The sequence below is a fragment of the Mesorhizobium sp. WSM4807 genome, assembly GCF_055811615.1.
Map to the genome: position 1 here is coordinate 254285 of NZ_JBVVQY010000005.1, position 21572 is coordinate 275856.

The 21572-nt window shown below is 62.4% G+C and carries 26 protein-coding genes and 1 pseudogene; 16 read left to right on the forward strand and 11 right to left on the reverse strand.

Translation table 11 applies throughout. The annotated features are described in order from the left end of the window. Window positions 1-53 precede the first annotated feature (53 nt). Window positions 54-284, forward strand: a complete 231-nt coding sequence (locus AC0L3N_RS09110) for a hypothetical protein (RefSeq protein WP_095495316.1) — start codon at window positions 54-56, stop codon at window positions 282-284. Window positions 285-414: 130 nt separating this feature from the next. Here the strand turns inward: AC0L3N_RS09110 and AC0L3N_RS09115 are convergent, their stop codons facing one another. The 3 genes from AC0L3N_RS09115 to AC0L3N_RS09125 form a co-directional block, all read right to left on the reverse strand. Then, window positions 415-816 carry a hypothetical protein gene (locus tag AC0L3N_RS09115; protein WP_095495317.1) on the reverse strand — a complete coding sequence of 134 codons (402 nt, stop codon included), beginning with the start codon at window positions 814-816 and terminating at the stop codon, window positions 415-417. 244 nt (window positions 817-1060) lie between these two features. After that, complete coding sequence (rpmF, locus tag AC0L3N_RS09120) at window positions 1061-1243, reverse strand: 50S ribosomal protein L32 (RefSeq protein ID WP_029348751.1); 183 nt, start codon at window positions 1241-1243, stop codon at window positions 1061-1063. 137 nt (window positions 1244-1380) lie between these two features. After that, window positions 1381-2151 carry a biosynthetic peptidoglycan transglycosylase gene (locus tag AC0L3N_RS09125; RefSeq protein WP_473547187.1) on the reverse strand — a complete coding sequence of 257 codons (771 nt, stop codon included), beginning with the start codon at window positions 2149-2151 and terminating at the stop codon, window positions 1381-1383. A gap of 78 nt (window positions 2152-2229) precedes the next feature. Here AC0L3N_RS09125 and AC0L3N_RS09130 point away from each other — a divergent pair, with 78 nt between their 5' ends. After that, window positions 2230-3147 (forward strand): polyprenyl synthetase family protein, encoded by a 918-nt coding sequence (locus AC0L3N_RS09130; RefSeq protein WP_473547189.1) that lies wholly within the window; start codon window positions 2230-2232, stop codon window positions 3145-3147. A 27-nt stretch (window positions 3148-3174) separates the two neighbouring features. Here the strand turns inward: AC0L3N_RS09130 and AC0L3N_RS09135 are convergent, their stop codons facing one another. From AC0L3N_RS09135 to AC0L3N_RS09155, 5 genes are all read right to left on the reverse strand, one after another. After that, window positions 3175-4083, reverse strand: a complete 909-nt coding sequence (locus AC0L3N_RS09135; protein WP_473547191.1) for a LysR family transcriptional regulator — start codon at window positions 4081-4083, stop codon at window positions 3175-3177. A 272-nt stretch (window positions 4084-4355) separates the two neighbouring features. Then, a complete protein-coding gene (locus tag AC0L3N_RS09140; RefSeq protein ID WP_473547287.1) occupies window positions 4356-5093 on the reverse strand; it encodes a class I SAM-dependent methyltransferase in 738 nt (245 codons plus the stop codon). An 89-nt stretch (window positions 5094-5182) separates the two neighbouring features. Then, entirely contained in the window at window positions 5183-6052 is an 870-nt protein-coding gene (locus AC0L3N_RS09145; protein WP_473547193.1) for a transglycosylase SLT domain-containing protein, read from the reverse strand. 4 nt (window positions 6053-6056) lie between these two features. Next, window positions 6057-7310: a flavodoxin-dependent (E)-4-hydroxy-3-methylbut-2-enyl-diphosphate synthase gene (gene ispG / locus AC0L3N_RS09150; protein ID WP_473547195.1), complete on the reverse strand. Its 1254-nt coding sequence runs from the start codon at window positions 7308-7310 to the stop codon at window positions 6057-6059. Between the two features lie 414 nt (window positions 7311-7724). Further along, on the reverse strand, window positions 7725-7904 hold the full coding sequence (locus AC0L3N_RS09155; protein WP_095495322.1) for a YdcH family protein: 180 nt from the start codon (window positions 7902-7904) through the stop codon (window positions 7725-7727). Between the two features lie 239 nt (window positions 7905-8143). Here AC0L3N_RS09155 and AC0L3N_RS09160 point away from each other — a divergent pair, with 239 nt between their 5' ends. After that, complete coding sequence (locus tag AC0L3N_RS09160) at window positions 8144-8347, forward strand: YdcH family protein (protein WP_077380473.1); 204 nt, start codon at window positions 8144-8146, stop codon at window positions 8345-8347. Between the two features lie 32 nt (window positions 8348-8379). Here AC0L3N_RS09160 and AC0L3N_RS09165 read toward each other — a convergent pair whose 3' ends face one another. Continuing rightward, window positions 8380-9183, reverse strand: a complete 804-nt coding sequence (locus AC0L3N_RS09165) for an IclR family transcriptional regulator (RefSeq protein WP_473547197.1) — start codon at window positions 9181-9183, stop codon at window positions 8380-8382. Window positions 9184-9323: 140 nt separating this feature from the next. Here AC0L3N_RS09165 and AC0L3N_RS09170 point away from each other — a divergent pair, with 140 nt between their 5' ends. From AC0L3N_RS09170 to AC0L3N_RS09220, 11 genes and pseudogenes are all read left to right on the forward strand, one after another. Next, the gene (locus tag AC0L3N_RS09170; protein ID WP_473547199.1) at window positions 9324-10205 is read left to right on the forward strand and encodes a transporter substrate-binding domain-containing protein; all 882 of its coding nucleotides are present in this window, start codon (window positions 9324-9326) and stop codon (window positions 10203-10205) included. A 70-nt stretch (window positions 10206-10275) separates the two neighbouring features. Continuing rightward, window positions 10276-10941 (forward strand): amino acid ABC transporter permease, encoded by a 666-nt coding sequence (locus AC0L3N_RS09175; RefSeq protein WP_258121662.1) that lies wholly within the window; start codon window positions 10276-10278, stop codon window positions 10939-10941. 1 nt (window position 10942) lies between these two features. Beyond that, on the forward strand, window positions 10943-11593 hold the full coding sequence (locus AC0L3N_RS09180; protein ID WP_123150180.1) for an amino acid ABC transporter permease: 651 nt from the start codon (window positions 10943-10945) through the stop codon (window positions 11591-11593). A 4-nt stretch (window positions 11594-11597) separates the two neighbouring features. After that, complete coding sequence (locus AC0L3N_RS09185; protein ID WP_473547201.1) at window positions 11598-12392, forward strand: amino acid ABC transporter ATP-binding protein; 795 nt, start codon at window positions 11598-11600, stop codon at window positions 12390-12392. 36 nt (window positions 12393-12428) lie between these two features. Beyond that, complete coding sequence (locus AC0L3N_RS09190; protein ID WP_473547203.1) at window positions 12429-12890, forward strand: RidA family protein; 462 nt, start codon at window positions 12429-12431, stop codon at window positions 12888-12890. Between the two features lie 24 nt (window positions 12891-12914). Continuing rightward, window positions 12915-14120: an aminotransferase class V-fold PLP-dependent enzyme gene (locus AC0L3N_RS09195; RefSeq protein WP_473547205.1), complete on the forward strand. Its 1206-nt coding sequence runs from the start codon at window positions 12915-12917 to the stop codon at window positions 14118-14120. Window positions 14121-14223: 103 nt separating this feature from the next. Continuing rightward, window positions 14224-14721, forward strand: a complete 498-nt coding sequence (gene purE / locus AC0L3N_RS09200) for a 5-(carboxyamino)imidazole ribonucleotide mutase (RefSeq protein WP_123150292.1) — start codon at window positions 14224-14226, stop codon at window positions 14719-14721. Beyond that, window positions 14718-15794: a 5-(carboxyamino)imidazole ribonucleotide synthase gene (locus AC0L3N_RS09205; RefSeq protein ID WP_473547207.1), complete on the forward strand. Its 1077-nt coding sequence runs from the start codon at window positions 14718-14720 to the stop codon at window positions 15792-15794. Before purE ends, AC0L3N_RS09205 begins: the two co-directional genes overlap by 4 nt. 200 nt (window positions 15795-15994) lie before the next feature. Then, window positions 15995-16120 carry a type B 50S ribosomal protein L36 gene (gene ykgO / locus AC0L3N_RS09210; protein ID WP_006327841.1) on the forward strand — a complete coding sequence of 42 codons (126 nt, stop codon included), beginning with the start codon at window positions 15995-15997 and terminating at the stop codon, window positions 16118-16120. A gap of 114 nt (window positions 16121-16234) precedes the next feature. Further along, window positions 16235-16819, forward strand: a complete 585-nt coding sequence (locus AC0L3N_RS09215; protein ID WP_123150175.1) for a tetratricopeptide repeat protein — start codon at window positions 16235-16237, stop codon at window positions 16817-16819. Between the two features lie 87 nt (window positions 16820-16906). Further along, window positions 16907-17973, forward strand: a pseudogene (locus AC0L3N_RS09220) (alpha/beta fold hydrolase). A gap of 237 nt (window positions 17974-18210) precedes the next feature. Here AC0L3N_RS09220 and pyk read toward each other — a convergent pair. Both pyk and AC0L3N_RS09230 read right to left on the reverse strand, forming a co-directional pair. Continuing rightward, entirely contained in the window at window positions 18211-19647 is a 1437-nt protein-coding gene (gene pyk, locus AC0L3N_RS09225; protein ID WP_473547209.1) for a pyruvate kinase, read from the reverse strand. Further along, entirely contained in the window at window positions 19644-20132 is a 489-nt protein-coding gene (locus AC0L3N_RS09230; RefSeq protein ID WP_473547211.1) for a DUF1036 domain-containing protein, read from the reverse strand. The genes pyk and AC0L3N_RS09230 overlap by 4 nt, the downstream gene beginning before the upstream one ends. A gap of 245 nt (window positions 20133-20377) precedes the next feature. On the opposite strand from AC0L3N_RS09230, the gene AC0L3N_RS09235 reads away from it, so the two are divergent. Then, window positions 20378-21175: an N-formylglutamate amidohydrolase gene (locus AC0L3N_RS09235; RefSeq protein ID WP_473547213.1), complete on the forward strand. Its 798-nt coding sequence runs from the start codon at window positions 20378-20380 to the stop codon at window positions 21173-21175. Window positions 21176-21185: 10 nt separating this feature from the next. Further along, window positions 21186-21494, forward strand: coding sequence for a DUF1244 domain-containing protein (locus tag AC0L3N_RS09240; protein WP_473547215.1), 309 nt, complete (start codon window positions 21186-21188; stop codon window positions 21492-21494). Window positions 21495-21572 lie beyond the last annotated feature (78 nt).

Here is a 21572-nt window from a genome sequence, read left to right on the forward strand (position 1 = left end):
GGCTCTGCTATTAAAGGGATTGAAAGCTATAATTTACGGGATTGGAAAAGCCCTTGGTTGAGAACTCTAAGGATACTGCCCGCGCGCGGGCCGATTTGCGTTTCAAGAAGCAGGAAGAGGCAGCCACGGTTCGTCAGAAGGCGATGGCGGAATATGTCGCCGAGAGCGACGCCCGCCAAATAAAGACCAACAAACTGAGGGCGCTGCGCCTCGCCAAGGAAGCGGAAGATCTCGCCAATGCGCCGGCTGCTCCGGCAAAGAAGCCGCGCGCCAAGAAAAAATAGAGCTGGTTCCTTGAGCATGACACTGGAAGCCGGAATCGGTTTCCGGAAAGGATCATGCGCTGATTCAAAGCCGCCACCGCGGGCATCAAGACGGCTGGCTTCACCGCCGATCCAGGCTAAGGCCGGGCCTCTAGTTCACGTTTATGTCACGAGTGGCCGCCCGCATCGACACCGAGAAACCGGCCAGGACGTCGACCAGTGCGATGACCATCAGCGTGAAGAAGACCGAGTGCGCCGCACCCTTCACCAGCAGGAACTCGACCAGGAACGCCACGAAGACGAAGGTCGACAACAGGTGGTCCATGACCGAAGCGTTTGACGTGCGCGTCGATTTCACGATTTCGATGAAGAAGAGGATCAGCCCGATCAGCACGATCAGATCGCCGAGCGTCATCGAGAACACCCCGCCCGACATCATGCGGATCGAGAACATTTCGCTTGCCCAGGGGTCGTCGCCGCCGCCGAATATTCCCAGAAGCCCGAGATTATAGAGGACGAAGGGCACGATCAGCAGCGGGATGGCACCGAACATCAGGCGGCTCCGGTTGGACAACCTTCTCTAGTATGCGCTGGGCGTTCGCCGTCAAGAAATTTCGCACATGACCGCGAACACGGACAAAGACCGTGCGAAATAACAGTGCCAGCCGGCCCGGCTGCCACCCGGCATGGCTGCTGGGCTGTTCGAAAATGAACTGGTGGGCGATCATCTGCGCACAATGCAAAAAGACCGGCGCAATGGCCGGTCCTTCGATAGTCACAAACCGTCGAAAGCTGTTTCAGCTTTCCTTCGGTTCCAGAACCTGGCGACCGCGATACATGCCGGTCTTCATGTCGATATGATGCGGGCGGCGCATCTCGCCGGAATTCTTGTCCTCGACATATGTCGGGGCCTTCAAGGCGTCGGCCGAACGGCGCATGCCGCGCTTCGACGGAGAGGTTTTTCGTTTCGGTACGGCCATGGATATGCTCCACTACATGGTCAAAATGCCCCGGCTGCCCTCGTGAAAGGGCCGCTTCAGGGCCGGAATCTGAGAAAGTCGGGTGCCTATACACGCCCTGCGCCGTTTTGGCCAGCGCCGTCGCAATTTTTTTTAAGCTATCGCAGACAGCCTACATAGGCGCCGGACCGACCCGCGCGCCGCTCGATCAGCGCCGCCAGCCGCCTCAGCCCCGGTCCGGGCTTCGCCGGGTTGCGTGCGATCGGGTTCGGCAAGGTGACGGCAAGCAGTGCCGCCTGGCGACGCGACAATCGTTTTGCCGAAACTCCGAAATGATGCTGGGCGGCGGCCTCGATGCCATAGATGCCTGGCCCCCATTCGGCGATATTGAGATAGATTTCCATGATGCGCCGTTTCGACATCACCATGTCGACATAGACCGCCAGCGGCAGCTCGACGACTTTCCGGACCGAGCCCAGCGGCCGCGACCACAGATAAAGGTTCTTCACGGTCTGCATGGTAATGGTCGATGCGCCGCGCGTCATCTCGCCGGCCAGCGCGTCGTCGACGACGCCCCTCAACTCGCCAAGGTCGATGCCGCGATGGAAACAGAACTGCCCGTCCTCCGACATGATGACCGAATTCGCAAGCGCCGGCGCCACATCGTCGATCGAGATCCAGCGTCGGTCATAGCCGGAAAACATCGCCAAATCCTTCAGCATCAGTGTTGATACCGGATGCACGAACGGCGGCAGATAGAGAAAGGTCAGCACCACTGGCATCAGCGCCAGCACGACGGCGACAGTGATACCGCGCCGGACCCAGTGCCGGGGCCAACGTTTGAGACCGATGCGGTTGCCGCGTTTCGGCCTCACCATGTCCAGCCCTTCGGTTTCGTGATCGACGATCGGTTCCGCCAAGCCGCTCAATCCATGCTGCTCCCTGCCCCGGCATAATGGCGCTTGGCTTCTTGCGCAACGTCTGAGTGTCGGCTACCCGTCCCCGGCATGACGAAAGACGATCAAATACCGTTCGAGGCAGCGCTTGTCGCACGCACAGGGCCGATCGAGGCGCTGCTCAGGCAGTTGCTCGGCGACCGCCCGCTTTCAGGCGAGATCGCGCGGCCGCAGCGTCTGATGGAGGCGATGCGCCACGGCGTGCTGAACGGCGGCAAGCGCCTGCGCCCTTTCCTGGTCATGGAAAGCGCCGCGCTGTTTTCCGCCGACGGCGAGGCGGCGCTGCGCGTAGCGGCCGCGCTCGAATGCGTGCATTGCTATTCGCTGATCCATGACGATCTGCCGGCCATGGACGACGACGATTTGCGCCGCGGCCAGCCGACCGTGCACAAGGCCTTCGACGAGGCGACCGCCATCCTCGCCGGCGACGCCTTGCTGGCGCTCGCCTTCGACATCATTGCCGACGAAGCGACGATGCTGCCGGCCGAGCGACGGGCGGCGCTGGTGCTGGCGCTGGCCCGCGCCGCCGGAGCCGGCGGCATGGTCGGCGGCCAGATGCTCGATCTCGAAGCCGAGCGTATCAGGCCGGACGAAGCCGGCATCATCCGGCTTCAGGCGATGAAGACCGGCGCGTTGATCCGCTTCGCCTGCGAGGCGGGCGCAATCCTTGCCGGCGCGGCAGCGGCCGACCGTGAGAGACTGGCGGAGTTCGGCTCGGCGATCGGACTTGCTTTTCAACTTGCCGACGACCTGCTCGATCTGACGGCGGATGCGCACCAGATGGGCAAGGCGACCGGCAAGGATGCCGCCGCCGGCAAGGCGACGCTGGTGGAACTGCACGGCGCCAACTGGGCGCGCGACCAGCTTCAAGGCCTCGTCGATCAGGCCCACGCCTTGCTTCATCCCTATGGCGAACACGCCGTGCTTCTGAAGCAGGCAGCGAAATTCGTGGCGGCCCGCAACAGCTGACGCTGTTCCAACTGTACTCCCGACGTCTTACGGCGCGCCGTGTAGCCAAGGAGGGTTGGTGAACTGTTCGGCCAGAAAATCCACGAACACGCGCACACGCGGCGACAGAATTCGACCAGGCGGATAAACAGCGCAGATTGGCGGTCCGTCATGATGATTGTATCCGGTGAGCAATGCGGTCAGCCTGCCTACCCTGATGTCCGGCCCGACCAATATCTCCGACATGCGGATGATGCCGACACCGGCGAGCGCCAGCCGGCGCAGGGCTTCGGTGCTGTTGGCCTCTATCGGGCTGCGGATACGCATGCTTTGCGGACCGTCCGGGCCATCGAATTCCCAGATGTTGAGGCCGCCGCGTGATGTGATGCCGAGACATGTATGATGTTGAAGGTCGCCTGGCGTCATCGGTGTGCCGTGTTTTTCGAGATACCGAGCTGACGCGCAAATGACACGGTGATTGGGCGCCAGCCGCCGCATCACCAGCCTGGAATCGCTCTGGGCGGCAACACGCACGGCGACATCCGTCTCCTCAGCCAACAGGTCAATGATCGCATCTGTAAACATCAGCTCGAGCTCAATAGCCGGGTAGCGATCGATGAAAGCCGGCAACAACGGCACGATCACAAGATGGCCGAAGGCGCTCGGAAGACTGACGCGCAGCCGGCCGCGCGGTTCTGCGCCGGGTTGAATCGCGATTTCAGCCTCTTTGATGTCGCTCAGGATACGGCGAGCGCTGTCGGCATAGGTGCTGCCTTCCGCCGTCAAGCTGATGCGCCGCGTCGAGCGCTGCAGCAAGCGCACGCCGAGGCGGGATTCCAGGCGACCTACGATTTTGCTGACGGCCGAGGGGGTCATCCGCAGCCGGCGCGCCGCCGCCGAGAAGTCGCCTTCCTCAACAACCGACAGGAACACACCCATCGTTTCTTGCCGGTCCATGTCATCTATTCCATTTCGTCACAGATAATCGGAATTTATCACCGATTATCGGCGCACGCACTACATAATATAATTTCCTCCTCAGCATCCAAAAATACTGGCAGAGAGTGCGATGAGTTCAGAACAGCCAAACCTGCGCGATGCTCACGAACTGCATCGGTGGGCACGTCGCCAGCGCAGCGCCGCAATTGGCCGGTTATGCCTTCGGATTGTCCGCGTGCTCATTCGGTCACGGCAAAAAATGAGGAACCGCTCAAGGAGCAACGTCCGGGCTAGCGCAGCCGGCCGATCGGAATGATTTCGGGCGATGTCGGAGCGTATGGCTCGCCACGCCAGCTGCCGAGCCATTCTTCGACGACCAGCCCGGTCTGGTCCAGCATCTGCGCAAGGCTTTCCTTTGTCGGGAAGGCTATTTTCGATTCGGCGCTGAGCACCCGTCCGCTGTCGGGAATTTCGTAATGGGTCGAGTAAGTGACGACACCGGTAGCGGGATCGTGCCGGAAATCGTTCCACGCTCTTACCGTGCCCAATCCGGGATGACTGAGTTCCCGTTGCGACCGTTCCGGCGTCCACTCGAGCCATTCCTCCGTGGCTGGATTTCGCGTGTCGAAGATGAGGCGCCCATCGGGAGCCAGATGAGCGGCGATCGTGCGAAGTACCGCCTCTCGATCTTCTGGCGTGAGAAACACCTGGAAGGCGTGCCCGGTCAAAAGCACCAGATCGAAGCGTCGTCCGAGCCGGACGTTTCGCGCATCGGCCTCGACCCAGTCGACCCTCTGCCCGCCGGCTCTGCGGCGGGCGATATCGAGCATCGCCGGCGCCGGATCGACGCCGGTCACGCTGCGCCGGTCGGCGAGCGCGGCGGCCAATTGTCCGGTGCCGCAGCCGAGGTCGAGAACCGAGCCCGCATTCTTGGCAAAGCCGAGGCAATTGTCGAAGTCCACGCCGCCTTCGTTTTCGATATCGTAAAGCTGGACGAGATCGGGATCGCTGTAGAGACGGTCGGTCATCATGGGCCTATAGCTCGAGCCATGGATCAGCAGAATTCGTGAAATGAAAGCACAGCTTCGGCGGTTTGGCGGCCAATCAGTCGGTAACCCTACCGATTCCGCACCACAATGCATGCACCGCCGACGCTTTGCAGTTTCTGGCAGATCTTGTCGGCCTTGGCTTTGGAGTCGGCGCCGATCCGGACCGCATAGATGCCGCGCCTGCCGATCGGCGAGCGCACCCGGCTGACTACCGGATTATGGCCGCCAAGCAAGGCCGGAAACCGGCGCTTCACACCATTCCATTGATTGAGCGCGGCGGCGCGGCGGAAATTGCCGGCCACCTGCACGCCCCACGGCTTGATGTTGATCGACGCCATGGCCACGGTTTGGGACTTGATGACCGGCAGCTTGCGGCAGGCGACCGCGAAGCTCGCTTTCTTGTCGAGCGGCTGGATGATGCCGGCATAGGCGATGTCGGTGAACCTGTCGGCCGGCTCGCCCATGATATCCAGAACGTAGTCTTCGGTCTCCATCGGCAGGAAGCCACCGGAACTCAGCCAGCGCGAAACCCGGCTTTCACCGGCATTGTAGGCGGCGGCCGCCAGGCCCAGATTGCCGAAGCCGGTTTTCATCTCGGCAAGATATTTTGCCGAGGCGGGGATGGCCTGTTCGATATCGAAGGAATTGGCGAGACCGCGTATCTTGGCGGTACCCGGCATGAACTGGGCTATGCCTTCGGCGCCGACCGGACTGACCGCGTTGGGATCGAAGCGGCTTTCCTTCCAGATCAGCCGGGCAAAGAAATCCTTGGGCAGGCCGTTTTGATCCGCATGGGCCTCGATCAAGTTGCAAACACGGTCGAGCAGCCGCTGCTTGGCGGGGCGCGGCGGATCGGCGTGGGCGGCTGTCGCCCAGCCCAGCCCGCCAAGCAAAACCAATCCAAGCAAAATCGGCGTCGCCCACGGGAAGCCCCGCATCGACCTACTCCGCCGCAGCCTTGCCAGGTTGCCCAAACCGCTGCTCGATATAATCGGCGACCATTTTTTCGAAGTCGGCGGCAATCGAAGGGCCGCGCAGCGTCGCCGCCTTGCTGCCGTTGACGAATACCGGCGCCGTCGGCGTCTCGCCGGTGCCGGGCAGCGAAATGCCGATATCGGCATGCTTGGATTCACCCGGACCGTTGACGATGCAACCCATCACCGCGACCTTGAGGTTCTCGACGCCGGGATATTTTTCACGCCACACCGGCATGTTCCTGCGCAGATCCGCCTGGATATTCTGGGCGAGTTCCTGGAACACGGTAGAGGTCGTGCGGCCACAGCCGGGGCAGGCGGCGACGATCGGCACGAACTGCCGGAACCCCATGGTCTGCAGCAGTTCTTGCGACACTTGCACCTCGCGCGTGCGGTCGCCGTTCGGCTCCGGGGTCAGCGAGATGCGGATCGTGTCGCCAATGCCTTGCTGGAGCAGGATGCCCATCGCTGCGGACGAGGCGACGATGCCTTTCGAACCCATGCCGGCCTCGGTGAGGCCGAGATGCAGCGCGTGGTTGGAGCGGGTGGCAAGCTCGGTGTAGACCGCGATCAGATCCTGCACGCCGCTGACCTTGGCCGACAGGATGATCTTCTCGCGGCCAAGGCCGATCTCCTCGGCCATTTCGGCCGATAGGATCGCCGACTGCACGATCGCCTCGCGCGTTACTTCCTGCGCGGTCAGCGGAAAGCCCTGCCGCTGGTTGTCGTCCATCAGCCGGGTCAAAAGCTCCTGGTCGAGCGACCCCCAGTTGACGCCGATACGCACCGGCTTGTCGTACCGGATCGCCATCTCGACGATCGCCGCGAACTGCCGGTCCTTCTTGTCCTTGAAGCCGACATTGCCGGGATTGATGCGGTATTTGGCCAGCGCCTCGGCGCAAGCCGGATGGTCGGCAAGCAGCTTGTGGCCGATATAGTGGAAATCGCCGACCAGCGGCACGTTGATGCCGAGCCGTCCGAGCCGCTCGCGGATGGCGGGCACGGCGGCAGCACTCTCGTCGCGGTCTACGGTGATGCGCACGATCTCGGAGCCGGCGCGATGCAGCGCCGCAACTTGAGCGACTGTCTGGTCGACATCGGCGGTGTCGGTGTTGGTCATCGACTGGACGACGACAGGGGCACCCCCGCCGACCATCACGCCGCCGACATCGACACCGACCGAGGTGCGGCGCGGGAAGGGAGAGGAAAAATATCCGGTCATGGCCGGTTGCCCTTTGTTAGCCCATCACCCCGAATTCCGGAAAGAATGATGCGCAAAAATCAAAATACAGCGTCGTTTACGCGTCCGAAAGGACGCGCGGCGCTGTAGAAGGTCCCGGCATGAGGTGGAGGAGCAAAGATGGCTTGTCAATGGCGACAGGCAGGCAGACCTGCCAAATCGATAACAGGAAGACGGTGGCAAGCCATCTTTCCTGTCCATGTCGCTGCAACAAAATAAAAGAACGCTCCGGCGGCGTTGGTTGCCACCGGAAAAGATGTCGCGCGCCAAAGCGGCGCAGTTACCCCTGCGCATGACCGAAAATCAAAATCGATTTTCGGTGGGATCATGCGCCAAATCAGGAGTACTCCAGCGTCCTTTGCGCGTCCAAAGGACGCGCGGCGCTGTAGAAGAGCGTCAGTGCTTGGTCGGTTTCGCCTTCAGTTTTTCAATCTCGTCCTTGAGTGCCAGCTTGCGCCGCTTGAGATTCACGATTTCGAGGTCGTCGACCGATGGATGGTTCATCGCATCATCGATTTCGCGTTCGATGTCGCCGTGTTTCCGCTGCAGCTCATCAAGATGGGATGCAAGAGACATGATTGGTTCTCCCTTTCATGGTTTCCTCGATCGCAGCCGTCAAGGCGCGTCCACCGCAAGTTCGCTTCTGTGACGGCATAATGACAGTGTGCCACTATCGGGCATCGATGTCGAATGCTGCGTGGTAGCATTCCACGACAATACGAAATGTGGTATTGGCTGCGCGCCGGTGCAAGATACCTCCGGCCTCGCCCAATCAGGCCCATTTTTGGGCGCCGCAGACGTGCAGACGGTAGATAATGTCCGAACAGGAACAGGCTGATATCCGCCTCGAATATTCTCGGCTGAAGCAGGAGCACGCCGATTTCGACGCGGCCATCAACGCGATGATCGCCATGAACTGCGACCCTCTGCAGATCCAGCGCATGAAGAAGAAAAAACTTTTCCTGAAAGACCGGCTGATGGCACTGGAAGACCGGATCATCCCCGACATCATCGCGTGAGCGAATCCCACTTACGGTCGCGACAATTCTGCTCATCCCATGATCGAAAGCCTCGCGGCGCGTTCGCGCAGCAGGGCGATGAGATCGCCGGTCTTCTCCTCGGAGGTATCGATTGGAACCACCAGGCATATCGTCGCCTCGACCTTGCCGGCAGCTGAAAAGACCGGCGCGGCAAGGCATTTTGTATAGGCGTCGACAAGACCTGAGGTTACACAGTAGCCGGCAGCCCCAGCCGTAGCGATATCGGCTATGAAGTCGTCCAGCAGCAATCTGCGGCCGTCTGGCAGGACGAGATCATCTTCGGACACCATGTCTTCGATCACCGCCCTTTCGAAACCGGCGAGAAGCAACCGCCCGGAAGCGGTCCAGGGAAGCGGGATCTGCAGACCTGTGGCCGAACTGATCCGGAACGGCCTGGTACCTGGACTGGAATGGACAATCGTGTAGCGGCCGCTTTGCAGCATGCACAATTCGGAGGTCTCGCCTGTCTCGCGCGACAGGTTGTCGACTTCCTGACGCCCTCGCCTGAGCAGGTCGTTGCCGCGCACATAGTCCATTCCGTAGAGATAAAGCTTCTTCCCGAAATAGACCCGATTACCGTCGCCGGCCATTTCCAGCAGGCCCGCATCCACGAGCGAGCGCACGAGCGTGTAGATCGTCGAGCGCGGCGCATTCACTCCCTTGGCGAGATCACCAATCCCGATCGCACGCTGGTTCGCGTGAAGAAACTCCAGGATATGGAGCACCCGGTTGAGACCCTTCTCGCGAGAGCCCGAAATCCTGTCTTCGTCCGGACCAGCGTCCGGCCGAACTGCCAAGGCATTGCCATCTTGCATTACTTATTCCTGATGTTAGTATCTGTCTTGTACAGGATACATGTGTCTTTTGTAAGAGACAATCCAGCAGATCACTCAATCCAGCAGATCACTGATGCATGTATCGGCAAAGGGGAACACAACACGAAAAGGAGGTCGCCGTGAACGACACATCCAAAAGACGTGAATTTCTGAAACTGGGAATGGCCGGGCTTGCAACGGCCGGAGTAGTGGGCGCAGCAGCAACGGTCGATGTTCAGAAGGCGGCGGCGCAAGCGGCACCGGACAGCCTGCTGCGCACCATTCTCGAGCGCGGCAAGGTGATCGTCGGCACCGGCAGCACCAACGCGCCATGGCACTTCGAAAACGATGCCGGCGAACTGGTCGGCATGGACATCACCATGGGGCACATTCTTGCCAAGGGGCTTTTCGACGATCCGACCAAGGTCGAATTCGTCATGCAGGATCCGGCCCAGCGCATTCCGAACGTGACCACCAACAAGGTCGACATCTCGATCCAGTTCATGACCATGACCGCCCAGCGCTCGCAGCTGATCCACTTCTCCCGGCCCTATTACGTCGAAGGCATCGCCTTGCTGACCCTTCCGAACGCCGAAAACAAGACCTTCGACAAGCTGCTTGCCGGCGGTTCGGCGACACGGATTTCCATCCTGCAAAACGTCGATGCCGAGGCCAATGTGCACATCGTCCTGCCGGAGGCGCTGGTGATGCAGATTGACACGCAGGCCAACGTGCTGCAGGCACTGGAATCGAAGCGCGTCGACGCCGCCGCCGTCGATCTGTCGACGGTCCGCTGGCTCGCCTCACGTAATCCGGACAAATACTTCGATGCTGGCAAGAGCTGGTTCTCGATGCTTTACGGCGCCGCACTTCGGCAAGGCGACCCCGACTGGCTGACCTTCGTCAACACGACCTTCGACACCGCCATGTTCGGCCATGAGACGGCGCTCTATGACGCTGCATTCAAGGACTATTTCGGACAGGAGCCGCCGGCGCGCCATCCCGGCTTCCCGGTCATCTGATGCAAGCCGGCGGAAGGGCCGCGCCCTTCCGCCTCCTTCTCGTCGACAGCCCTCGATATGACAGGGACACATGGGCTATACCCTAAACTTCAACCTGATCTGGCGGCATTTCGACAAGCTCTGGGGCGGGCTGCTGCTCAGCCTTGAGCTGGCAGTGATCTCCATCGCGATCGGCATCGTCATCGGGCTGCTTCTGGCGGTCTGGTACGTATCGGCCGGGCGGCTGGTCCGGACCGCCATCGCCGCCTATGTCGAATTCATCCGCAACGTACCGCTGATCCTGCTCGTCTATCTCGTCTTCTACGGCCTGCCGACGGTGGTCGACATCGCCTACAGCGCGCAGACCTCATTCATTGCCACGCTGTCGCTCTATAGCGGCGCGTATCTGGTCGAGGTGTTCCGCTCGGGGCTCGAAGCGGTTCCGCGCGGGCAGCTCGACGCCGGCAAGGCGATTGGCCTGACGCCATGGCAAAGGCTGCTCCATGTGCGCCTGCCGACGATGCTGCGCATAACGCTGCCCGCGCTTTCCAACACGTTCCTATCGCTGTTCAAGGACACGTCCGTTGCTTCGGTCATTTCGGTGCCCGAGCTCACCTACGGCGCCCAGTGGATCAACTTCAACACCTTCCGGATCGTCGAGGTCTACCTTGTGGTGACGGCGATGTACCTCTTGACGGGCTACGCGCTTCTTTATGCGCTTCGGCTTGTCGAGCGCCGGTTCAGGGCGGCGCACTAGGATGCTTGGCCAGATCGCCTATGCCTTGCCCTTCCTGGCCCAGGGTTTTGCCGTGACACTGTGGGTGTCGCTGCTGGTCGTGGTATTGTCGCTCATCGCCGGTGTGATGATGGGCGTCGGCCTTGTCTATGGCCCGGCTCCGCTGCGCTGGGCAGTGCGCATTTTCAGCGACACCATTCGCGGCATTCCGATCCTGGTGCTCATCTTCTTCGTCTATTACGGCCTGCCTGCCGTCGGCATCCATCTGGAATCCTTCTGGGCAGCCGTGCTGGCGCTCACTCTGTTCAAGACGGCACAGGTCATCGAGTATCTGCGCGGTGCGGTTGGTTCCATACCAAAGGGGCAGTCCGAAGCGGCGATGGCGATCGGGCTGACCTTTCGCCAGCGACTGGCTTACGTCATCTTCCCGCAAGCGTTCAGGCGCTTCCTGCCGCCTTGGATCAATGGCGTCACCGATGCGGTGAAGGGCAGCGCGCTGGTCTCGCTGCTCGGCATCACCGACCTGATGCACGCCATCAACCAGGTCATCGGCCGCACCTACGAAGCGATGCCGCTCTACATCCTCGGTGCGGTCATCTATTTCGTCGTCAATTACGCGCTCTCCCTGGCCAGCCGACGGTTGGAGCGGCGTTTCTCCTTCATCCGGGAATAGCAAGATGTCCATCTCCCCGCCCGCCAATCCGGCGCTTCTCGACATCTCCGACGTTTCCAAATCCTTTGGATCCGTCGAGGTCCTGCGCTCCGTCAGCCTGCAGGTGACACGCGGCGAAGTGGTGACTGTCATCGGACCTTCCGGCAGCGGCAAGACCACGCTGCTGCGCTGCGTCAACTTCCTGGAGAGCTACGACAGCGGCTCCATCCGCATCGACGGCAAGGAGGTCGGCTTCCGCGACACGGGAACACGCCAGCGCCGCAGCGAGCGCGACCTGGCGAAGATGCGCGCCGAGACCGGAATGGTGTTCCAGAGTTTCAACCTGTTTCCGCATCTGACGGCGGCCGGCAACATCATGCTTGGCCTGCGCAAGGTGCGCGGCAAGAGCAGTACCGAAGCACACGCCATTGCCGAACACTGGCTGGGCCGGGTCGGACTTGCCCACAAGGCCGACAGCCTGCCCGCCGAGCTTTCCGGCGGCCAGCAGCAGCGCGTCGGCATCGCCCGGGCGGTGGCGATGGAGCCGAAAATCCTGCTGCTCGACGAGATAACCTCCGCGCTCGACCCGGAACTCGTCGGCGAGGTGCTCGAGGTCGTGCGCAGCCTGGCCGAGGACGGCATGACGATGGTGATGGTCACGCACGAGATGGCCTTTGCGCGCGACGCGTCGAGCCGCATCGTCTTCATGGCGGATGGCGGTGTCAGCGCCGCGGGCCCGCCTGCCGACATTCTAGGCACCGAGATCGACAATGAGCGTCTTCGCAGCTTCCTGGCGCGGTTTCGTGCCTCGCATTTCTGACACCGGGCGGCGAAAGCTGTCGCAAGGAGCCTTTTCATGACGCCTTACATCCGGCTCGCCGAATTGGGCCTGACGCTGCCCGAGCCGCCGACGCCGATCGCCAATTTCGTCACCCACGCCGAAAGCGGGCGGCTGATCTTCCTCTCCGGCCAAGGGCCGCTGCGCGCCGATGGCACGCTTTGCACCGGCAAGGTGGGCGAGGACGTCACCGTTGAAGAGGCCTATAAGCATGCCCGTCTCACCGGCCTGAACCTGCTCGCCGTCATGCACGCCGCGGCAGGCGACCTCTGCCGTATCGTGCGCGTCGTCAAGCTGCTTGGCTTCGTCAACGCCATCCCGACCTTCAGCGACCATCCGCAGGTGGTGAATGGCTGTTCCGATCTTTTCGCCGAAGTCTTCGATAGTATCGGCGGGCACGCCCGCTCGGCGATCGGTGTCGGTTCCTTGCCGGGAAACATTACGGTCGAAATCGAGGCGGTCGTCGAGATCGCTGCCTGACATCCACCAATGGGATCTCTCGAGATGAAAAACTATTCCGCAAACGGCTCCAATACGACAATCCGCGAACGGCTCGGCCTTCGCCCGATTATCAATGTTTCCGGCACGATGACGGCGCTCGGCGCCTCGATCATCGTCCCGGAAGCGATCGCCGCGATGTCGGAGATCGCTTCGCAATGGGTGGAAATGGACGATCTGCAACGCGCCGCAAGCACGGTCGTCGCGCGCCTCACAGGAGGCGAGGCCGGCTTCATCACGGCTTGCTGCGCCAGCGGCATCACCATGGCGATTGCCGGCACGATGACCGGCACCAACCTTCTCGCGATCGAGCGGCTGCCGGACGACACCGAGGGCCTCAAGTCGGAGGTCATCGTCCAGCTCGGCCACATCGTCAATTACGGCGCGCCGATCGACCAGTCGATCCGGCTTGCCGGGGCCAGGACCATAGCGGCCGGCACGGTCAGCGTGACGCAGGATTATCATGTGCGCGACGCGATCCGCGACCGCACCGCGGCCGGCCTCTACGTCGTTGCGCATCACACGGTGCAATACGGCATGCTTTCGCTCGAGGAATTCTGCGAGATCTGCCACGCCAGGGGTGTCCCGGTGATCGTCGACGCCGCCTCCGAATACGACCTGCGCGGCTTTCTCGCACGCGGCGTCGACATCGTCGTCTATAGTGGGCACAAATTCCTCAGCGGACCGACAAGCGGCATCGTGACGGGGCGCAAGGATCTGGTGCGGGCCGCCTATCTGCAGAATCGTGGCGTTGCGCGGGCGATGAAGGTCGGCAAGGAAAGCATCGCCGGAACCATGGCCGCGCTGGAGGCCTGGGAGCGGCGCGACCACGCCGGCATCCGCAAGCGGGAAGAAGCCGCTCTGCATCTGTGGAAGGACGCATTGCAGGGCTCGCCCGGTATCGCTGCGCATATCATTCCCGATCCGACCGGCAATCCGCTCGACCGCCTGCAGGTGTTTGTTACGCCCGAAAGCAGGTTCACCGCCGCCGGCCTTGCCTCGGCGCTGGCGGCCGGTTCGCCCCCTATTATCGTCCGCAACCACGAGGTCGAGCGCGGTCACTTCTTCCTCGACCCGTGCAATCTTCATCCTGGCGAGGCGGAGATCGTCGCCGAACGCCTGCGGGCCGTGTTGAGCGCGGCCGAGCGTCCGGCGGATGCGATGAAGTCCGCCCGCAAGGATAGCGCCGGCGCCTTGCGCTGGCCGGATTAGGTAATGATGGTGCCTCGCGCCCGAATGCTGCGCGGAGGCACCACATCCTTGCCGTCGATCCCGAATTCCGCTAATGCGCGCCTTTGCCGCCGGGAGCAGAAGCTTGGACGATCACCGCGCCGACGTCGCCGTCATCATGGGCAGCCAGTCCGACTGGGCGACGATGCGCCACGCCGCCGAAACGCTGGAGGCACTGGGCATTCCGCACAAGCGGCTGATCGTCTCGGCTCATCGCACTCCCGACCGGCTCTATGATTTTGCCAAGGGCGCCAAGGCCGCCGGTTTTCGGGTGATCATCGCCGGCGCCGGCGGTGCGGCGCACCTGCCCGGCATGACGGCGGCGATGACGCCGCTCCCGGTTTTTGGCGTGCCGGTAGAATCGAAGGCGCTTTCCGGACAGGACTCGCTGCTCTCCATCGTGCAGATGCCGGCCGGTATTCCGGTCGGCACGCTGGCCATCGGCAAGGCGGGCGCCACCAATGCCGCCCTTCTGGCCGCGGCCGTGCTGGCGCTGACCGACGAAAAGCTCGCTGCCCGACTCGATGCCTGGCGCGCCGCCCAGACCGCCAGGGTCGCTGCCGAGCCCACGGACACGCCATGAGCCTGCCCGCGGGATCGACCATCGGCATCGTCGGCGGCGGCCAGCTCGGCCGCATGCTGGCCATGGCCGCGGCCCGCCTCGGCTACCGCATAGTCGTGCTGGAACCGCAGCCGAATTGCCCGGCGGCACAGGTCGCAAACCGGCAGATCACCGCCACCTACGACGACACGGCTGCGCTCGCCGAACTGGCTGCAGTCAGCGCCGTCGTCACCTACGAGTTCGAGAACGTGCCGGTCATGGCTGCCAGCGCGCTTGCCGTCACGGTCCCGGTCTATCCGCCGGCGCGCGCGCTGGAAGTGGCGCAGGACCGGGTGGCGGAGAAGAAATTCCTCAACGGCATCGGCGTTCCCACTGCGGATTTTTGTCCCGTCGACAATGACGACGAATTGACGGCGGCGCTGAAAAAGTTCGACGGCAGCGGCATATTGAAGACGCGGCGCATGGGCTATGACGGCAAGGGTCAGCGCGTCTTCCGCAACATGGAAACAGGCGGCTTTGCCGGCACCTGCGAGGCGATGGGCAACGTGCCGCTGATCCTCGAATCCTTCGTCGCCTTCGAACGCGAGATTTCGGTGATCGCGGCGCGCGGCATGGACGGTTCGCTCGCCGCCTACGATCCGGCAGAAAACGTCCACCGCAACGGCATCCTGCACAGCTCGACCCTGCCGGCCAGGATAGAGTCCGAAACCGCCGCTGCAGCGCAGGCGGCGGCGGCAAAGATACTTGCGTCGCTCGATTATGTCGGCGTCATCGGTATCGAGTTCTTTGTCCTTGCCGACGGCGCGCTGCTGGCCAATGAGATCGCGCCGCGCGTCCACAATTCCGGCCACTGGACTGAGGCCGCCTGCATCGTCTCGCAGTTCGAGCAGCACATTCGCGCCGTCGCCGGCCTGCCCTTGGGAAATCCCGGCCGCCATTTCGACTGTGTCATGGAAAACCTGATCGGCGACGATATCCTGCGTGTTCCAGCCCTGCTCGCCGAGCCCGATCTGATGCTGCATCTCTACGGCAAGGCGGAAGCGCGCCCCGGCCGCAAGATGGGCCATTTTACGCGAATGAGCCGTCACCGTTGAGGCTATAGGACGGCACCGCTCTAACGCCGTCGGTCGAGCAGGAAACCAAACTCCGCCACGCTGGCTTCATCTATGAAGCACGCTTGCGGTTGACACGGACAAGGCTCCTCGTTTATGAGCCACGCACAAGTTGAGAGGCGCGCTTTCCGAGCGCGCCTTAATAATTCGGCCCAAGCGGGCCCAGACCGACGGGCAAGACCATGAAGATCAAGAATTCGCTCAAGGCGCTCAAGGCGCGTCACCGCGACAACCAGCTGGTTCGCCGCAAGGGCCGCGTGTACATCATCAACAAGACCGCTCCGCGCTACAAGGCGCGTCAGGGTTGAGTGTTTCGCGTGGAGGCGCCTGCCTCCGCCTGCATGATGTAATTTGCCGGCCTGCCGGCCCTTTCACGCTAAATTCAGTTTGACGATCTGCCGTCCGGGGTTAGATTCCCGGCCATGCGGATTCTCTTTGCATTCTTCGCGGCGCTTTTTCTTTTCGGTTTCGCCCCGCTTCCGGCTCAAGCGGACGATGCAGTCGCCCCTCCGGTTGCCACGACTAGGGAGGCAAGGCTCGACCAGCTGTTCGTCGACCTGAAGCGCCAGCGCAATGAAAAGGCCGCCGAGCGCATCGCCGCTCGCATCTCGCACGAGTGGTCGCAATCCGGCAGCGCCTCGATCGACCTGATGATGCAATGGTCGCAAAAGGCGATCGAAGATAAGAAATTCGACGTGGCACTCGATTTTCTCGACCAAGTGGTGACCTTGCAACCGGCCTATGCGGAAGGCTGGAACCGGCGCGCCACCGTACATTTCATGATGAATAACTTTGGAAAATCGATGTCGGACATCGACCGCACGTTGCAGCTCGAGCCGCGCCATTTTGGCGCACTGTCCGGCCTGGCGCAGATCATGGCCGTAACCGGCCACAAGCAGTCGGCGCTGGAAGCCTGGCAGCGCGTGCTCGGCATCTATCCGATGATGCGCAGCGCCCAGGATCAGGTCGGCACGCTTTCGGAAGAACTTGCCGGCGAAGGAATTTGATTTCCCGGTTGGCGGACAATTCCACTTGAGTGAAAGTCGCTTTAGCTAGACTGTGAACTAATTTCGCTCCGGTCCGTACCTCTCCCCATGAACCTGATCTTCGCCGCGCTCGTCTTCCTCATGGCGCTTGTGTTCACCCTTGCAGGTGTCACCCTCGCCGGCTCATGGCTGATCGAGCGCCGCAATCCGCCGATCGGCGACTTCGCGGATATAAACGGTGCCCGCATCCACTACGTTCACGTTCCGTCGCGGAAAAACGCTGAACTGCCGCCGATCGTCTTCATCCACGGCGCCAGCGCCAATCTCAGAGATCAGATGCTGCCGCTGAGGCCCTTGCTGGAAGGCCGTGCCGAGATGCTGTTCTTCGACCGCCCGGGTGCAGGCTGGTCGGGGCGCGGCCCCGGAAACGACGAGACCCCATCGGCACAGGCCAGCACCATCGCAGCTCTGATGGACCATCTCGGCATCGGGAAAGCCATCATCGCCGGCCATTCCTTCGGCGGCTCGGTGACCACCGCCTTCGGCCGCGAGCATCCCGACAAGACGCTCGGCCTTGTGTTCATGGCGCCCGCCACCCATCCCTGGCCGGGCGGCGCGACCGCCTGGTACTACAATTTGACGACCATTCCGATCGTCGGCCGGCTGTTTTCCGAAACGCTGACCTATCCGTCGGGAACGCTGCAGATGAATACCGCCATCGCCTGCGTCTTTGCCCCCAACAAGGTGCCGGACGGCTATGTCGCCGAAGTCTCGATCCCGCTGGTGCTTCGGCCGAACGCCTTTCGTGCCAACGCCACCGATGTCGCCGGGCTTTATCGCTACACGCTCGATGCCGCGCCGCACTACCGCGATATCAAGGCGCCGACTGTGGTCATCTCGGGCGACCGCGACAAGGTGGTTTATTCAACGATCCATTCGGTCGGCCTCGTCAGCGACATCGCCGGCGCCGAGCTGGTCTGGGTCCACAATCTCGGCCACAAGCCGGACTGGATCGCGCCCGATCTCGTCGTCGGCGCGATCGAAAAGGTCGCCGGCAGGGACGTGGACCTTCGGCAATGGCGAAGGCCGTGGAAGTCAGTATCGCCAACGACACTAACGGCGCCGGCAAATGCGCCGACATCAAAGCGCCGGAAGCCGAACTCGCGCCGATTTAGAGCAACCTCGCCGAAGCGCGTCGAATTCGTCGATGACGCCCGTCATTTCAGCCGGCCGCAGCCAGGCGACGAGCGCGGTCGGATCCGTGAAGGCCGCGTAGAGGTCCTCGGGCCGGGCTTCGATGACCCTCGACGTGCGGGTCCAGCCGCCCGCATGATCTTTACTCATGTGGCCCCCAATGGTCGCGACACGGAGAACAGGATCTCCCTGCCGCGAATCCGCCCAGTGTGAGCGGCCTAGCGGCGGGCCTGCACCTCCGACCCGACATAGGCGATGCGCAGCATGTTGGTGGAGCCCGGCGTCCTCAGCGGCACGCCGGCCGTGATGATGACCCGGTCGCCCGGCTTGCCGAACCCCTCGTCCAAAGCGATGCGGCAGGCGCGGTCGACCATGTCGTCGAGGTCGATGGCGTCGGGCGAGACGACGCAATGCGTGCCCCACAAAAGCGATAGCCGCCGCGCCGTGTTGACAATCGGCGACAGTGCGACGATCGGCACCTGCGGCCGCTCGCGAGCGGCGCGCAGGCCGGTCGTGCCGGACGCCGTATAGCTGATGATCGCCGACAGTTTCAGCGTCTCGGCGATTTCGCGGGCGGCAAGCGAGATGGCGTCGGCGCCGGTCGCTTCCGGCTCCGAACGCTGCGCATTGATGATGCCGGCATAGGTCGGGTCGGTTTCGACCTTGCTGGCGATGCGGTTCATCATCGCCACCGCCTCGACCGGGTAGGCGCCGGCCGCGGACTCCGCCGAGAGCATGATGGCGTCGGCGCCTTCGAACACGGCGATCGAAACGTCCGACACCTCGGCGCGGGTCGGCACCGGCGCGGTGATCATCGATTCCAGCATCTGCGTGGCGATCACCACCGGCTTGCCGGCGCGGCGCGCGGCGCGGGTGATCTGCTTCTGGATACCGGGCACGGCTTCGAGCGGCATTTCGACGCCGAGATCGCCGCGGGCAACCATCAGTGCGTCCGAAAGTTCGATGATCTCGGCCAGCCGGGCGACGGCCTGCGGCTTTTCGATCTTGGCCATGATGAGCGCCCGGCCGCGCGCGATCTTGCGCGCTTCCGCCAGATCCTCCGGCCGCTGGACAAACGAGAGCGCCACCCAGTCGACGCCGGTGGCCAGCACCGCATCGAGGTCCCTGCGGTCCTTTTCGGTCAGCGCGCCGACCGGCAGGTCGGTGTCGGGCAGGCTGACGCCCTTCTTGTCGGAGATGCTGGTGCCGGCGACGACGGTGCAGACGATCGCCTTGCCGTCGCTCTTCACCGCCTTCAGCTCGAGCTTGCCGTCGTCGATCAAAAGGCGGTCACCAGCCTCGACCGATCTCAGGATTTCGGGGTGGGGCAAATAGACCCTGGTCGAATTGCCGGGCTCGGGACTGTCGTCGAGCGTGAAAGTCTGGCCGAGTGTCAGCGCCTCCTTGCCGCTGGCGAATTTGCCAACCCGCAGCTTGGGCCCCTGCAAGTCGGCGAGAATACCGATCGGCCGGCCGACTGCTTTCTCGACGACGCGGATGCGACCGACAAGTGTGTGCATCAATTCATGATCGGTGTGGCTCATATTGATGCGAAACACGTCGGCGCCGGCTTCGAAGAGCTTCTTCAGCATATCCTCGGAGGAGGAGGCCGGCCCGATGGTGGCGAGTATCTTGACCTTGCGGCTGCGTCTCATTGACTGTTTGTTCCCGGGGCGGCTGGAACGCCCCCCGTTGCGGGGTCATCAGTCAGCTGGACCATCCAGCTTGCCTGCTCGCCCGTGTCATATTCCTGGAATCCGGCGCGCTGGAATCCCCGGGCGACGCAATCGGCAACGCCGGCGATCTTGAACTCTTTTTCGGCCACGCACATGTTGATCGGGCCATCCCAGCGCCCGCCGCGCTCAGCGTCTTCTGCATAAAGATAGTAAAATCTTGATGACAGCGGCCCTTCGATCAACGTCTTGCAGCTCGATCCTTCGATGTGCCACCAGCCTTCGGTGATCCAGCCTGCCTTGGCGCGATAGCCGATGCCGACGCCGACCAGGTTCTGCGTGGCGTTGCAGACACGGAAATCGGCGCGCGCCGGCGAGGCAGCAAGCAACGCGGCGAGGCCCACAGCAAGGGTCAGGAGCGGCATGGCGAAGGCATAGCGCACGCGCGGCCTGCCGGCGGAACCCATCCTGAAATCCCTCAAGAACCACATTTGCATCTCTCAATGCCCCTTTTCGGAAAAGTCCGGGCGCATGTCAACGCGCCCTTTTGCCCAATTCCAATCGATTTAGAAAGGCTTCGGCGCACGGTCTGTCGCCTTCTGCCAGATTTCCGCAGAAACCGTGGCCAAACGACGGCATTGCGAAATCGTCTCCTTCGTGGAAAGACGATACCATCCTCCCTGGAAGCCAGCGAACAGACCATTTCCCGCCGATGACCCGATCCACAGTTTTCGCGCCTTTCGACGTCGTCGAAGGCGACCGCAAGCGGGGCATCGTGCTCCTGGCCGATCACGCCCGTCGCGACCTGCCGGAAGAGTATGGCAGCCTCGGCTTGCCGGCGGCGGAATTCGACCGCCATATCGCCTACGACATCGGTGTCGAGACGGTGACGCGCGAATTGGCGGCTTTGCTCGGCGTGCCGGCAGTACTCGCCAATTTTTCGCGGCTTCTGATCGATCCCAATCGCGGCGAAGACGATCCGACGCTGATCCGCCAGCTCTATGACGGTACCGTCATTTCGGGAAATTATCCACTTGCCTTGAAAGAACGTGAAAGGCGGCTCGACCGCTTCTATCGGCCCTATCACGATGCCGTCGGCGCCATGATCGCCTCGGTGGCGCAGGCTTCCGCAAGCGCCCCCTTCATCTTGTCGATACATTCCTTCACCCCTTTCATGCAGGGATTCGTGCGCCCTTGGCATGTTGGTGTCTTGTGGGATCGCGACGACCGGGTGGCGCGACCGCTGATCGACATGATCGCCGAGGACAAAAGCCTTATGGTTGGCGACAACGAGCCCTATGACGGCGCATTGCGCGGCGACACCATGTTCAGGCATGCCATCGTCAACGGCTTTGCCCATGCGCTGATCGAAATCCGTCAGGACCTGATCGCCGATCGGCAGGATGCGGTCGCCTGGGCCGAACGGCTGGCGCCGGTCGTTGACGCTATCAACCGCGGTCCCGATATACATCAGGTCAAACGATTCGGCTCGCGCACCGGGCCGCTGTAAGGAGGTTTCGATGACCGAACTCAGCGACGAGCAAAAACGCGATTTCGAAGCCGCCGCCTTCCGCCGGCTGGTTGCACATCTGCGCGAACGCACGGACGTGCAGAACATCGACCTGATGAACCTCGCCGGCTTCTGCCGCAACTGCCTCTCCAACTGGTATCGCGACGCCGCGGAGGCCAAGGGCGTCGATCTCAGCAAGGACCAGTCGCGCGAGATCATCTATGGCATGCCTTATGCCGAATGGCAGGCGCTCAACCAGACCGAGGCCTCCGATGCCAAGAAGGCGGAGTTCGAGGCAAGACGCCCCAGGGATCATTAAGACCACGATCCCGAAAAGTGGAATCCAGTTTTCGGACAAGATCATGGTCGAACAAAAAACCCTGTCCCGATCGGCTCT